The organism is Paenibacillus sp. MSJ-34 (genome assembly GCF_018918005.1).
Taxonomy (GTDB): domain Bacteria; phylum Bacillota; class Bacilli; order Paenibacillales; family Paenibacillaceae; genus MSJ-34.
The window spans coordinates 1-13,258 of the sequence record NZ_JAHLPR010000040.1 but is presented as its reverse complement, the minus strand read 5'-3'; the positions used below and the strand labels follow the sequence as shown (position 1 = coordinate 13,258).

Here is a 13,258-nt window from a genome sequence, read left to right as displayed (position 1 = left end):
TTCCCATGCCTAAAGTAATCAACGATACAAAGTATACCGAACTTAAAGAACAACTGAATCAGCTGTTATGTCTTTATGGTCCAGAGAAAATGCGGCAAGTTATGGAAACCTTGCCTGTCCAGACACAGCCAAAACCTAATATGCCCCCGGCAGTGCGGAACGTTTCATTTCTCGAAGCCGTTGATGCTTTCTATCAAAGCAGCAAGTTTTCTGGACTTAGCCGGACCACGCAAACAACGTATCGGTCAGAGATGAAACTTTTCCAGCAACATGTGAAGGAAAAGTTTGGCAACGATCCGCAGTTTGAAAAGGTATCAAACGGCGAATTCTTGTCCGACTATATTAAGCTTAATGAGGATCCTAATACAAAAGCCAAGAAGTCTTCCTTTCTTCGAACCTTCATAAAGACCACATACAAAATATTCTTTGGTCATCAGGATCTCGGGGACTTGAAGACTATACTACGCGTTCGATGGTCAAACGATGACGCACCAAAAGCCTTTACTAAAGTGCAGATCGCGGAAATCTTGCAGATCGCTCAAGCTCGTAACCACGATAGCCTTTACACTGCAATTATCTGGACTTTCCTTGGGAGTGGAATTCGCATAAACGAGCTCTGCCATCTAAGGATCGGTGATATCACTCCTGATACTCAAACAATCAAGGTAACACCCAAAGGGGCTGAGAATACCAAGAAAGTCCGAAAAATCAACGAGCTCGCCCTAATGATGCTCACAGATTTTATAGAGAAAAAATACAGTCGCGCTCGCGAGGTGATGCCAGATTCCGATTATCAGAGGCTCTATATCTTCTCAAGCACTGCCGGGGATAAACCCATTACATCTAGAGCCATTCAGCAATTTATGAAACGTATTATTCGCGAGTCTCGGTCGATAAAAGAGGAAGACAAAGATCGTTTAGGTCCTCACTCTTTTCGTCATTCTTTTGCCGTTCAAGGCCTTGAAGCGGGAATCGATATCTATACTCTTGCAAAGCTTCTCGGTCATGAATCGCTCGACAGTACGATGAAGTACTTGAGACTTTTCGACGATCAACTGCGAGACGCCATAAACAAACACCCATTCGCTCAAGAGGTTGTTCAGAAAATAAGAGAAAGGCTGGAGAACAAATGAACCGTTTATTATTGGATTCCACATACTATGCCAACTGGAAGAAGCATACTCACCTCAAGGATTCAGCAATTTACACATATAGCCGCCAGTTCATGAAGTTTGAACAATATCTGAGCTTAGACTTTGAGGGAGAATTGGATTTCGACAAATTTTACTACGACACGGAATCTGAGACCTATCGACCTATTGATGCTGATTGCATTGATGGTTATATTCAGTTCCTGAAGCAAAATTTTCAGGCATCAAAGAATACCATTTTCAATAACATTGTTTACCTGAAACACTTCTTCACGTTACTCCACGGTCTTGGGATGATTAAAAATAACCCCATGAAAAACTATCCGAATCCGTATTATGAACGCCGAATAATAGATCGTTCCCTCTCCATTGGTGAATGTCAACGATTATTTCAAGCAGCGCTTAAAGCCGATCCATTTGTCCGGAAGTTCTACATCCTCATATTGCTAATGTCAACGACCGCTCTTCGAAACAGGGAGATTATACAGCTATCGTACGAACAGATTGATTTTGAGCGCAAGGTTATTCTGGTGAACAAAGGGCAGAAAACCTCCTCCGAAGTCGTTTATATGCCCGATTCCCTCGTTGTTGAGTTGGAGCGTTATTTGCATCATCCGGTTGTAGAAGAATGGCGGAATTCCGGACATTCCGAGGTTTTCTTTGAAAACAATCGACCACTAACAAAAGCAGCATTAAACCGAATCATCAAGAATCTTTGCCTAGAGGCCGGCATACAAAAGACAGTCACTGCCCATAGTTTTCGACATACAACGGCATACTTGATGCAGAGCAGTGGGATTGACATTATCGCTATAAAACGACAACTACGCCATAAGCAGTTATCAACAACTTTGCGATATGTTCCTCCAGTTGACGCTGCGAAGCTGCTGAATGACGCGTATTCCGATCTTCTTCAATAACCAACAAAAAGAACCCGAAGAAAGCAAAGAAAAAATGCTTCATTCGGGTTCATTATTTGAACAATTATAGTACACAAGGACAGACTACTCCCGTGTTGTAATTAATCACCATAAAGGGAATTGGATACCGAAAGCACCTGGCTCGAGGAAATGGTATCAATCAACTGTCCCGCGAGGACATGATTTGGGCCAGAGGATGGCCACTCATTAGGCTTCCGTTGGGAACAGAAGCGATAGAAAGAATAATTACATTATAAATCTAGTAATGATTAATTTCAATGTGTAGTGTCCAATCGATTCACTCGTCCCAAATCCCATTATTTAAATTCCCCATCAGCAATTCTCGAATTCCCATGCAGAATCGCTCCTCGGATGGGGTCAACCCGTTATCCGAATTCTCTTCGCCTAATTCACCATTAACCCCATAAAAATAAAGATTGCTTTTCAGTTGAGATGAAAACCACGGATTCCCTTGTTGATATCGCCGAATTTCAGCATCGTTTTCATCCGGATATACCAGAACACCCGGAGCCGAAGAACCCTGATTGGAGAAAGCATCCATGTATGCATGAATCTGATATAAATCATTTTGTTCCAAACCCGTTGGTTTTGATAAAGTTACAAAAGTGTGTTTATATTTTGCATCGACTACCGCTAACACTTGTTTCGAAGATGGCCTCCGTATAATAAAATCCGGCTTTTGAGCAGCAATCTTCTTGCCGTTCCCGTTTACAAACAAATGGCCAACGGCTTCTCTAACTCGTCCAGTATGGATCACCTCTACCCCTACAAGAGCATTTCTTAGAAGATGATAAACATAAAGCTCCCAAATTTCAGCCATATCCAGGAGGGTTCCTGTTACTTCTTGGGCCCCTTTCAAAGAGACCCCGAATGATTTTTGTTGCAAGATTCTTAAAGTTAAATCAACAACTGGACGATAAGATTCAAGGATGGGGGTATATTTAATTTTGGGAATCTTATAAATGGTCTTATAGCTTTTACATCCTTCGGATTGGAGTAAAAGGCTTATGATTTCCCTTCCTCTGTCGGACAACCAGTTATGTGCATTTCGATGCCCCAATTCCTTTTTAATTCTTCGATAACCGTTACTGAGTATGTACGCAATGTCAGGATGAATAACCTTGCACCTGGATAGACTTGCAAGTCGATTCGTCCCCTTGCCTACCTCCAGAGCCGTTTCCATCACTTTCATACGACCGCGCAGCGATGGAGCCTTCAATGTTTCTTCCATTCGAGTATACGGTAACCCATGCTTTGCTCCACGGATAAGCTGCTCACCCCAAATTCGGGCGATTAGCTCCCACAGCCACATATTCGCGTTACGATAGGAGCCCTTGCTTTGAATCATGCGCACTCCCCAAATGGTGCTAATCCAACGATGAAAGGAGCTTTCATAACGTGGTGTTATACGCAGGGTCCTCCCCATATATTGGATTTCTCCAACATACCTTCCCGCATACCAGCGTCCGTGGCGAAACTCGATTACCGGCTCATCCTCCGATTTGTCAGTGAGACGAATTGTGAACAGTTCTTTATCGAGATAACGGCACAAATTCTGCAACCATATCTTCTCATCATCATTTATTAATTCGATCTCAGATAAGTCATTTGCAATGATTTCTGTTCTTCCTTGTGCGGACCTCATACCTTCCCCCACAGGAAAGTGCTTTTCGCTTGTTCCATAAATTGCTTTCTTTCGTATGAATCGGCCCCGGACAAATACTGTTCCAATAACGGAGCCAACGAATAATTCCACAAAGCAGTTACAGGCCCACGAGCTTGCTTATTCCGGTTCCATAGTACTTGCTGAACGCCCGGTTGTGAATAAATATACTTCTGGGCAAATGAAACCACGTCACTGAAATAGGTATGACCAATGACATAAAGCGGTCCCATATGTTCATGCCCAGCTATTAAATGATTCAACTGGACGCAACGGTCCGCTAGAAGTTCAAATTCATCCTCCACACGGTTCCATTTACGTGGTTTTCCATACTTCTGCGGCCAACGTTCCCATTTTCCCTTCAGTAAAGTGACTAGATCATTACGATCAAACCCACGGAAAAACCAGAGAAATCTGCGGCGAAGTGCAAAATCGACTTGTTCCAGCGATTGGTCAATTAAATTCATAGTTCCAATAATATACAGATTCTCGGGTACAGTTAGCGGATATGGTTGGCCATCCTGGCCGGCAAGCAGAACAGCACTTTCACGATCCTCCATTAAGGAAAAGCACTCTCCCAACACCTTGCTGAGATCCGCCCGGTTCATTTCATCGAGAATGAGGACATAAGGCAAGCCTTTACCGTTTCCGCCTTCCGCTGCTTCAATTTCCTCTAAGACCTGTAGAAATACGCCTTTTTTATAAATGGTCCGATTCTGTTCAAGCTGCATCCCCCGTATAAAATCTTCGTATCCATAGCCCGGATGGAATTGTACACGGCGAATCCTCTGCTCTACTAGCTTGTTCACATCCTCTTGCTTTTTAAAGAATTCCCCCGCTCCCCACAGGCGTAACGTCTCTTGGCGAATAAACTGTCCGGCTAATTGCTTTGCTTCATGGGTTTTCCCGGTTCCCGGAGGTCCATACAAAACAATCTGCTTCTTGATTTGCAGCCCTTGAATGGTGAGAACCTCCGAATCATGGTCACTATAATCCCAACATTCAACGAGTGGACTTCGATAGAAATCAAGATCCTTTTCTCCAAGAATGTCTTCGAGCTTTGTTCGAATAGCCAGGATGCGATCATCAATATCTTCAGGCACGGAGTCTTCATCCAGAATTTCCAGGAAGGCCTCAACAATCTGTTGCTTATGACCCTGACTAGCCATTCTTTCATATTGATCAGGGTATAGGAGGTGCAAAATAATATGTCGGGATAGCGGGTTCGTGTCCTCCTTTATAGTATCGAGCATATTTCGTACCTTGATATGGTCGGATAAAAACATAATCCGGTCATTTTCAGGTTTCTGCAGAACCGCATCTGCGAACATAGCTATATAACGTATTTCATAATAACGTCTTGTATTGTAGGCGATACCCGGTCCGCCTATGCCATGCTCCAATGCTGTCAGTGCCTCATTCTGATCGTCCAGTGTAAGTCCAGCAAATGATGCAATCGTATTTAAAAGTTCCTTTTTTCTTCGAAATGTAATCGTGGAGGGAAACAGCAAGTAGAGATAGACGAGTTCGCATGCAAGCTGAACAACCTCTTGCTTCTGACCCTTCAGTTGTCCTTGCAGTTTGTTCTCAAAGATCTCTGATGATTCATCTACGTTCTCTATGAAGCAAGCCTTAAATGCATTCAAATTCGCTGTGGTCCAAATTTGTTCAGGCGGCCAAAGCAATGATGTTCCTTCAACAAGACTTTTCTCTTTCCATTGATTCGCGTAATGGTAAATAGCGGCTGTATCCCATTCTTTAAATTGTGCCATAAACCTATACTTCCTTTCATTGTTGTTTAAAGGCGAGCTCCGCCAAGGGATGCTACTCCGGTAACTTTAACAATGATTCAAATATATTAGTTTTAATCGAAGCAGAGTCACAAACTGTAGTTAGGGGGATTGTCTTGCCAATTGCCTGCTTAAGCCCCCAGTAACGATGGATCGATTTTTCTTTTGTCTTACATCTCCATAAACCATCTGTTTCTTCAATTGAGAAATGATTATCTAGACGATAGGGGTCATGAAAAAGCCAGTGATCCGAAATGGCGGGCATTCGTTCCCACTTCGTCAGATCATATTGAAATCGTGACAATGTTATCTCCGGATAAGCTTCTTCACCCTCTAAATCAATCTCAACGACAAATACATCCCCATCTCTCAAGTCCTGAACCATTTCATTACCGGCAGAGCCGCCTTCCATTTGGTATACCTTGATAAAGTTACTAAGCAACCAGCCATCCTCGTAGCTGTCTGATTTCCAACGAAGGAATTTGGGATTCAGAGGAATGAAGCCTTGTTCTTTACCAATGACGTCCATTTCGTTTAAGAGCAGATTTATATTTTTATACGTTTCTCGCAGCACTCTTACTGATAGACTAATATTTCCACCAAACTCATTTGCTGAAGACATATTTACCCTCCTGTACTGAAATATGCACTGGCCAATGCATAGTTCGTTGTTCATGTGATTTTCCATTGAATGAATATGCATTTTCATGAATTGTTAATTTTTCGATACCGTTGAGAAACCCCTTGAATCGTTCAAAGCCTTTTTTAATGAGAAGATCGGTGAGATCTTTGATTATCAGCTGCTGCCCCATATCCAAAGAGGTTATTTCGATATTTTTCAGTTGTTCTAATACGTTTTGCCAAGCTAAGAAGCCTAACGAGATATCTGGAGATATTATGGATCGACCGATCAATTCTGCTTCAACGGGAATCAGAATATCGCAGGGAGCCAGAAATATAAGATAAGCCTGGCGTCCTTGTCGATATCTTCAAGCAACCTGGAGTATCGCGCTAACTGGTGGCAGCTTTCTTCGGGAGTAGCGATTTCCTCTGTATCCTCATCGTTAGATGAAAGTCCACTATAATATTTCACTTCGATCCCAATAACAACTCTGGGATGATCTATGACCAGATCAATTTCTCCTTCCGCATGGCGAAACCAAAAATGCATTTTATATTCGTAATCTTCGATTAAACCAAGTATCTTCCACCATAATAAATCCGAGTTTTGCACATCATTCCGGAAGCGAACAGCTTGCAATACATGCTTCAAACCGAATTGAAAAGGTAAATAACGAATGGTTCCAAAAAAATCTCCGGTTAATTGGTCTTCAAGGCGATCTGACAAATTGCTTCCGGACCTTGAAATTTTGTTATGAATTTCAGCGATCAAGTTCTTGCTTCCTCCCGCATCTCAGTTATTGTTATTTGGCCGCAATGACCTCTGCAAATCACCCAGCACAATCAAAGCCCCAGCCTTATGCAGCGGCTCATTCTGCTTCTCACAATGAAACAGCTGAATGCAGGATGGGCAGCCGTCCGAACAACCACAGCTGCTAATGATCTGTTGGGCTTTCTCCAAGAGAACCTCGAATTTTTCCGCAACGACCTCGACTATACCTGAACCGCCTCCTGCTTGGCTGTCGTAGAAGAACATTCCGGGCATTCCAAACAATGCTGAGCCAGAATAAAAAGAGGTGTGCTGAAAATCAGCCATACTGCACCTTACAACGGCCGGTATCGCCGAAGCTATGGCATGTTCAACCGCATGAAGGCTTCCCTCAGCCATGGTCTCCAAGTCAATGGTATCGCGATCCAGTACATCATTGAGCAGACCTTTAAGTTCATCCCTTCCTTGGTGATCCCACATCAGCCAAAACGCCTCGGTTTGGAAACTGACAGGATATGTGTTTGTCAATTGCACGGTTTCGGGAGGCGTTGCGCCGTGATTGTAGATTTTTTTGTAGCCAAATGTGCTTCGTTTTACGATGATGTTTCCAAGATTGGATTTGATCGCCGCGTCACTTCTCAGTGGATTGGTTATGTCATGGATTTCAATGCTATCGCGAACAATTCCGCGGGTATGATAATCCGTTCTTACCGGCTCCACAACCACTTTGCGTTGCTTACCGTTGACCCACTTGACCTTATAGAAGGTACGATTGTCAGGTCCCAGAAATACTGCATCCACGTGATAATCTCTTATTAAGGAACGCTCATCTACACTTTGAAACAAGATGTCCTCATTCCAGCCGTTCTTGGTTACAACCGTATAAGTAGCCCCCATTGTAAACAAAGTTTGATATCTTGGCGTTTCACCATGATAGAGGAGTTTTCCTTCGATCTGCTGCCACTGGTCGCTTGCTTCCGCAACCACCTTGCGAAGCGCCGAAGAGCGAACATAATTCATAGCATTGGTCAACGTTCCCCCCAGTTCGTGAGCTGCGTATGCGAGATGCTCCTTTAATAGCTTGGGATTCGTTGTATTAATCGCTGCTGATTCAGGCGGGAGCTTAAAGAATTCTTCAGGATTGTGGGCAAAGTATTGCTGCAATGGCTCTTCCTGAAGCATCATAATCACCACACCGTCTCTGCTGCGTCCCACTCGTCCAGCCTGCTGCCAAAAGGAAGCCTGGGAGCCAGGGTATCCGAGTAAGATACATACATCCAGACACTTCACATCAATTCCGACCTCTAGGGCGCTAGTAGTGACCACTCCAAGGATCTCGCCTTGCTCAAGTTTTTGTATGGTTCGTTCTTTAACTTCTTGCGTGAGGTACGCATGGTACGGCAGAAAAAACTCATGTGGTTCGTCTGCCGAAAGCCCGCCATGATCATGAAGATGGCTGCGCAATATCATGTTTAATTCACGACTTAAAAGCTGGGCTTGCTGGCGGTTGCTTGTGAAAATGATACTTCTTGGCCATCTTCCATCCTTGTAGATCGTGCGCAGAATCTCATAGAGATCGGAAACAACAGCCCTTTTCTTCTGTTCATCGTCTGATAAGCCAGGATTCCACATCAAAATCGCTTTCTTCTTTACTGGCGCTTGTACACCCGATATTTCATGAAATCCTTTCAGTCCACGCATTCCTGTTAATTCTTCAGCTAGATACTTTGGATTAGCAATGGTAGCCGAGCAGGCAATAAACTGGACGTTTTTATTCCCCAACCTGTCACATAACATTCTTAATCTGCGAAGGACCAAAGAAACCTTTGAACCTAACAAGCCTGAGTATTGATGCAGCTCATCAATAACGACAAACCGAAGATTTTGCAGAAAGCGCAACAGCCCAGGGCCTTTTCCCTTAGGCGAACCTGCACCTTGAAGAATTAAATGCAGATAGTGTACGTTGGCCAGCCAATAGCGCCCCTCAGAGAACACGAAGCTAGATGCCTGATCTTTTCTCATATGCTCTGGAACGTTACGTTGCCCGTGGAGAACCCCAACGGATAATTGCTGTCCATTAACAGAGAATCGAGAAAATCCATTAAGCGAGATTTGATTCCCCTGCTCTTCTACATCATCAGCCCATTTTTTCAAGTGAGCGTACTGGTCCTCGACTAATGCCTTGAACGGGGCCAAATAAAGCGCACAGGCATTCGGATCAGCAACCAATTTTTCGATGATGGGAACATTGTACGCCAATGATTTTCCAGATGCGGTTTTCGTGCAGAGAACGACATTTCTGCCTTCACGGATGTTCTGTATAGCTTCCCCTTGATGCTCATACAGTTTATTAATCCCCAGAGAATGAAGCTTCCGCTGCAGCCAACTGGGCATAAGGATTTGGTCAGCATAAGCGCCTTGGTTGGCGTCAATTTGATGCACGTGGACGTCACTTCGAATACGAGTTCCGAGTTCGAGCAAATTCTGGACGAGTTTTTCACTATCGAATACATGTTGAACAGGAAGTCTTCGGTCTGTGAGCAATTCCATTTCTTCCGGTGTCAGCATGTCGTCCAAGATTGAATGTCTATCATGTGAACAATAAACGCCGGATGGTTTGTTTATATAGGACTCCGTATCGGGTTCAAGGGAGCGCCATTCTGAAACTCGAATCCCGTTTGCCCGTTGATGGATCTTACGGTAATAGCCCTTTGGATCCGCCTTATAGCTGATTTGAATGAAGTCCCCGTAAGGTCTTTGGCCTCCGCAAGCGGAACAGATTACAGGCATTCTTAATCGATCCCTTCTATCAAAATATTCAGCAGCATTTTGGCTCCAGGTTTGAACAATTCAATATTCCCTTTACCTGGGAGCTGCACGCAGCTAGGACATCCTTCGGCACAAGGGCAGCTCTCAATAAGTTCAAGAGCCTTTCGAAGCACTTGCGGAAGTTTCTCATAGATCGCTTCGATGGTCCCGAGACCGGACCCGTTCTCGCCATAGAAGCCGATAACAGGTCTATTGGCAAAAGCCGTCATCCCGCTCGCCGAAAACCCTGTAAAATCATTAGCGTCGCAGATAATGAGGTCAGGAATAACCGAAGTCATAGCGTGACCTGCAGCGTGAAGGGAAGCTTCAGCCAATAAGTCGATGGATCTGCCCTCATCCGCTAACTCCTGAATGCCATTTTTCAATTGGCTCCATTGAGAATCCGTTAGTGTAACCCACATTCCTTCCGGAGTGAATCGGGTGACGGACGGATGATCCAATTGAACCTGCTCAGACTCATGCTTCTGTCCGAAGTAAACTTTTTTATAACCGAAGACACTCCGCTTAATCTCCAGTTCACCATAAGCCATATCGATTCCTTCGATGTGTTGCTTCTGATAAGTCTGCATAATATCGATGATATCGCGATAAGTAGATTGAGTGTAATAGGTTAGTTCCTGAATAGGCAATACAATAATTTCACCTTTTCTGCGATTGATAGAGTCTACTCGATAGCCTTTCTCTCCAGGAGTCCAATAGATCGCGCCTTCATAAAAATCACGAAGAGCACTCCACTCATCCAAACTGTCTACTATCGTTTGATTTTGTCCCCGAATGGTTACGCTGTAATTTTTACCAGACATTGATCGAAGACTAAACTTGTCATCAACGGTCGCCTCATCGTTAGCTGTTGCAGCTACTTGCAGTACAGTCTCAATATAATCTTCGAGTAATCCAGGAAACATGTCCTGCAAGTCTTCCTTCGTGACTTCTCTCCCGAGCTCTTCTCTTAGTAACGGGATGTGCATGGCTAACAACTTGTAATTTGTTGGATTAATCCTAACTACCTCGGGAGCTTTATAGATAAATTCAAGCGGGTTACGCATGTAATACTGCTGAAGCGGTTCATCCTGCCAGATCAGTATGGCAACACCCTCGCCTTTGCGGCCAACACGTCCGATCTGTTGGGAGAATGCCGCTTTCGATCCGGGATAACCAACAAGAACGGCAAGACTCAAATCACCGATATCAATCCCGACTTCAAGGGCATTGGTAGTAATAATGACATGAATGTCGTGGGACTTGAGTCTCTCAATAATCCGTTTCCGAGTATCATTCGGCAGTATTCCGGTATAAAATGCCGCGAGTTTTTCTCCTTCCACTTTCTCTTTTGGTAGTCGGAGAGGCTGGCGCAAGACGTCTTTGATATAACGGGTAAATACCATAGTCTGGCTGCGAGAAGGTTGAAAAATGATGCTCTTAATCACTTTCTGATCAACAGTCATGATCTGTTTCGCCATCGTAATGGCATCGGTAGAAGGCGCGCGGCGGACTTGTTCATCGGCTGACATACCGGGATTCCAGAGGACGATCCCCTTTTTCTGATGGGCGGAACCATCTGTATTGATGAGGGTGAATCCGCTAAGACCTGTAAGATCCTCTGCTAATCTAATAGGATTTTCAATCGTTGCTGAGCTCGTAATAATCTGGATGTTGTGAGTATTACCAAGTTCTCGACAAACCTTAAGCAGGCGTCTGAGTACCAATGCGACATGACTTCCGAATGTACCTCGGTACATATGCATCTCATCAAGCACTATAAATTTGAGGTTCCGCAGATAATTTCGAATGTGGTGTGCGGTCGCGTACTTCACCTTCTGAACTTGCCCGAGAATGGAGTAATGAATCATATCCGGATTCGTCATCCATACCTGTGCTTTTTCCATGATTCGCTGCCGCGGCCCATTCTCGGTATCACCATCCAGCCGGCCGATATGAATCAGGCGATCTCCTAAGTGCAATTGAGTTTCAAACCACTCATCCAAGGAAGAATTATTCTCCGTTCGTTGCATGCCAAAACGTTTAATTTGATCCAACTGATCATTTGCTAACGCTTTTGTTGGAAATATGTATAATCCACGTTCTTCAGGATGGTTATATAAACGACTAAGAATCGGCAGGTTATAGGACAACGTCTTTCCGGATGATGTTGAAGTGACCAAGACAACATTCGACCCAGAATGGACTGCATCGGCTGTTTGTGCTTGGTGAGAATATAACTGCGTAATTCCCATTCGATGTAAGGCGTCCTTGATGGGCTCTGGCGTTGATTCAGGAATATCCGCAAAAGTAGCTTTTTTCGCAGGAAGTGTATGAACATAAATCTCGGCAACTTCTTCCTCGGCCAACTTCTTCAGCTTATCCAGTACATCATCGGATGAAAACTCATGACTTACTACGCCGGGAATTCGGTTATCTTCACATAGAATAAATTCTTCTTTCTCTAGAGGAACGATAGCAAAACAAGAAGGGCAGTAAATTCCCTCTTCGTATCCTCGGAGGTTTTCAATTACAGGAGTCCAGTCTGAGCATTTGATCCCGGTTGGCGAATATTCTAGGAGCCGTTGCTCCCCGACTTGACTGATCTTATTAGAAATTTGAATCGCCTTCAGCATACTCGTGCATGCGGAACATTTCAGAAATGCCATTCCTAATCCCTCCATCGCTAATGTCTGCTGATCATATTAGAACATACTGATTAGACAACATGTTGTCATAGAATATACGTTCTCATGGAATAAAACCCCCTTGCTGCTAATTCGACAATATAGGCAATAAGTCCTGTAAAAATAAGAAAAACCCAAACAAAGTAATAAAGAAACGCTTTGTTTGGGTAAATTGTATTGTATATTTGTTATTGTTAATGGGAAAGGCTCAATCAATCACGATACCTGTGCATGAGGGATCTCACTCTGATCAGCTTCTTCTACTCCCATCATCATTTTATAATGTGCATGATGATTTGTAACTTTGAATATTTTTTCAAATATATTAAGGTATCTAGCGTTTGTATCTAATGGATGTTCAATATACAAATCATCACTTGCAAAATGTGACCCGTCATTTGCCCAGGATAAAAGCGATTTACATATTAACTTTTCCTCTTCATCGAATTTATTCAGTATATCATCTTCACTAAAATTACCAAATACTTTAAAATAGTTTTCTATAATTCTACGAATCAAGTTTTGAACCGTTGTTGAAGAACTACTCTGTGTTGCAAATCTAAGTTCTTGCCACATTAACTCATATGAAGTTTTTATTGGATTTGTATCATAGGATTGAGCCTCAGTAACATTATTAACTTTTCTTATAATCCAGAATGTTTCATCATGTAATTTTCCGCCTTTTGAACGCTTTTTATTAAAAGTTACTTGTTTACGCTGAAGCATAATGCCCGAAAGCTGACGGTATTGCCTGTCCAGGGATTGACGAATATAATGTCCGTATCACAGAAAAGGAAAAGGATGCCTCCATATAGCGTGAGCCTGTTC

General features: G+C 43.4%; 9 protein-coding genes. 2 read left to right on the top strand and 7 right to left on the bottom strand.

Going from position 1 to position 13,258, the window contains the following annotated elements; genetic code table 11:
- The first annotated feature begins 5 nt into the window (after positions 1–5).
- A complete protein-coding gene (locus KQI79_RS19840; protein WP_036715666.1) occupies positions 6–1,133 on the top strand; it encodes a tyrosine-type recombinase/integrase in 1,128 nt (375 codons plus the stop codon).
- Positions 1,130–2,071 (top strand): tyrosine-type recombinase/integrase, encoded by a 942-nt coding sequence (locus KQI79_RS19835; RefSeq protein ID WP_216540039.1) that lies wholly within the window; start codon positions 1,130–1,132, stop codon positions 2,069–2,071. The genes KQI79_RS19840 and KQI79_RS19835 overlap by 4 nt, the downstream gene beginning before the upstream one ends.
- Before the next feature lie 298 nt (positions 2,072–2,369).
- Here KQI79_RS19835 and KQI79_RS19830 read toward each other — a convergent pair whose 3' ends face one another.
- The 7 genes from KQI79_RS19830 to KQI79_RS19800 all read right to left on the bottom strand — a co-directional run bounded on the left by KQI79_RS19830 (position 2,370) and on the right by KQI79_RS19800 (position 13,156).
- Positions 2,370–3,737, bottom strand: coding sequence for a 5-methylcytosine restriction system specificity protein McrC (locus KQI79_RS19830; protein ID WP_216540038.1), 1,368 nt, complete (start codon positions 3,735–3,737; stop codon positions 2,370–2,372).
- Positions 3,734–5,527 (bottom strand): McrB family protein, encoded by a 1,794-nt coding sequence (locus KQI79_RS19825; protein WP_216540037.1) that lies wholly within the window; start codon positions 5,525–5,527, stop codon positions 3,734–3,736. Before KQI79_RS19825 ends, KQI79_RS19830 begins: the two co-directional genes overlap by 4 nt.
- A 52-nt stretch (positions 5,528–5,579) precedes the next feature.
- On the bottom strand, positions 5,580–6,167 hold the full coding sequence (locus KQI79_RS19820; RefSeq protein WP_216540036.1) for a hypothetical protein: 588 nt from the start codon (positions 6,165–6,167) through the stop codon (positions 5,580–5,582).
- Between the two features lie 309 nt (positions 6,168–6,476).
- Positions 6,477–6,938, bottom strand: a complete 462-nt coding sequence (locus KQI79_RS19815) for an NERD domain-containing protein (protein ID WP_216540035.1) — start codon at positions 6,936–6,938, stop codon at positions 6,477–6,479.
- 21 nt (positions 6,939–6,959) lie between these two features.
- Positions 6,960–9,503 (bottom strand): DEAD/DEAH box helicase, encoded by a 2,544-nt coding sequence (locus KQI79_RS19810; RefSeq protein WP_253298279.1) that lies wholly within the window; start codon positions 9,501–9,503, stop codon positions 6,960–6,962.
- A gap of 224 nt (positions 9,504–9,727) precedes the next feature.
- The gene (locus KQI79_RS19805; RefSeq protein WP_216540033.1) at positions 9,728–12,412 is read right to left on the bottom strand and encodes a DEAD/DEAH box helicase; all 2,685 of its coding nucleotides are present in this window, start codon (positions 12,410–12,412) and stop codon (positions 9,728–9,730) included.
- Positions 12,413–12,646: 234 nt separating this feature from the next.
- Complete coding sequence (locus tag KQI79_RS19800; RefSeq protein ID WP_216540032.1) at positions 12,647–13,156, bottom strand: AAA family ATPase; 510 nt, start codon at positions 13,154–13,156, stop codon at positions 12,647–12,649.
- Positions 13,157–13,258: the final 102 nt, after the last annotated feature.

What these genes read in the sequence shown, in the direction of transcription:
- KQI79_RS19840 (WP_036715666.1), top strand. Translation starts at nt 6, where the DNA reads ATGCCTAAAGTAATCAACGATACAAAGTATACCGAACTTAAAGAACAA.
- KQI79_RS19835 (WP_216540039.1), top strand. Translation starts at nt 1,130, where the DNA reads ATGAACCGTTTATTATTGGATTCCACATACTATGCCAACTGGAAGAAG.
- KQI79_RS19830 (WP_216540038.1), bottom strand. Translation starts at nt 3,737, where the DNA reads ATGAGGTCCGCACAAGGAAGAACAGAAATCATTGCAAATGACTTATCT.
- KQI79_RS19825 (WP_216540037.1), bottom strand. Translation starts at nt 5,527, where the DNA reads ATGGCACAATTTAAAGAATGGGATACAGCCGCTATTTACCATTACGCG.
- KQI79_RS19820 (WP_216540036.1), bottom strand. Translation starts at nt 6,167, where the DNA reads ATGTCTTCAGCAAATGAGTTTGGTGGAAATATTAGTCTATCAGTAAGA.
- KQI79_RS19810 (WP_253298279.1), bottom strand. Translation starts at nt 9,503, where the DNA reads ATGCTGACACCGGAAGAAATGGAATTGCTCACAGACCGAAGACTTCCT.
- KQI79_RS19805 (WP_216540033.1), bottom strand. Translation starts at nt 12,412, where the DNA reads ATGGCATTTCTGAAATGTTCCGCATGCACGAGTATGCTGAAGGCGATT.
- KQI79_RS19800 (WP_216540032.1), bottom strand. Translation starts at nt 13,156, where the DNA reads ATGCTTCAGCGTAAACAAGTAACTTTTAATAAAAAGCGTTCAAAAGGC.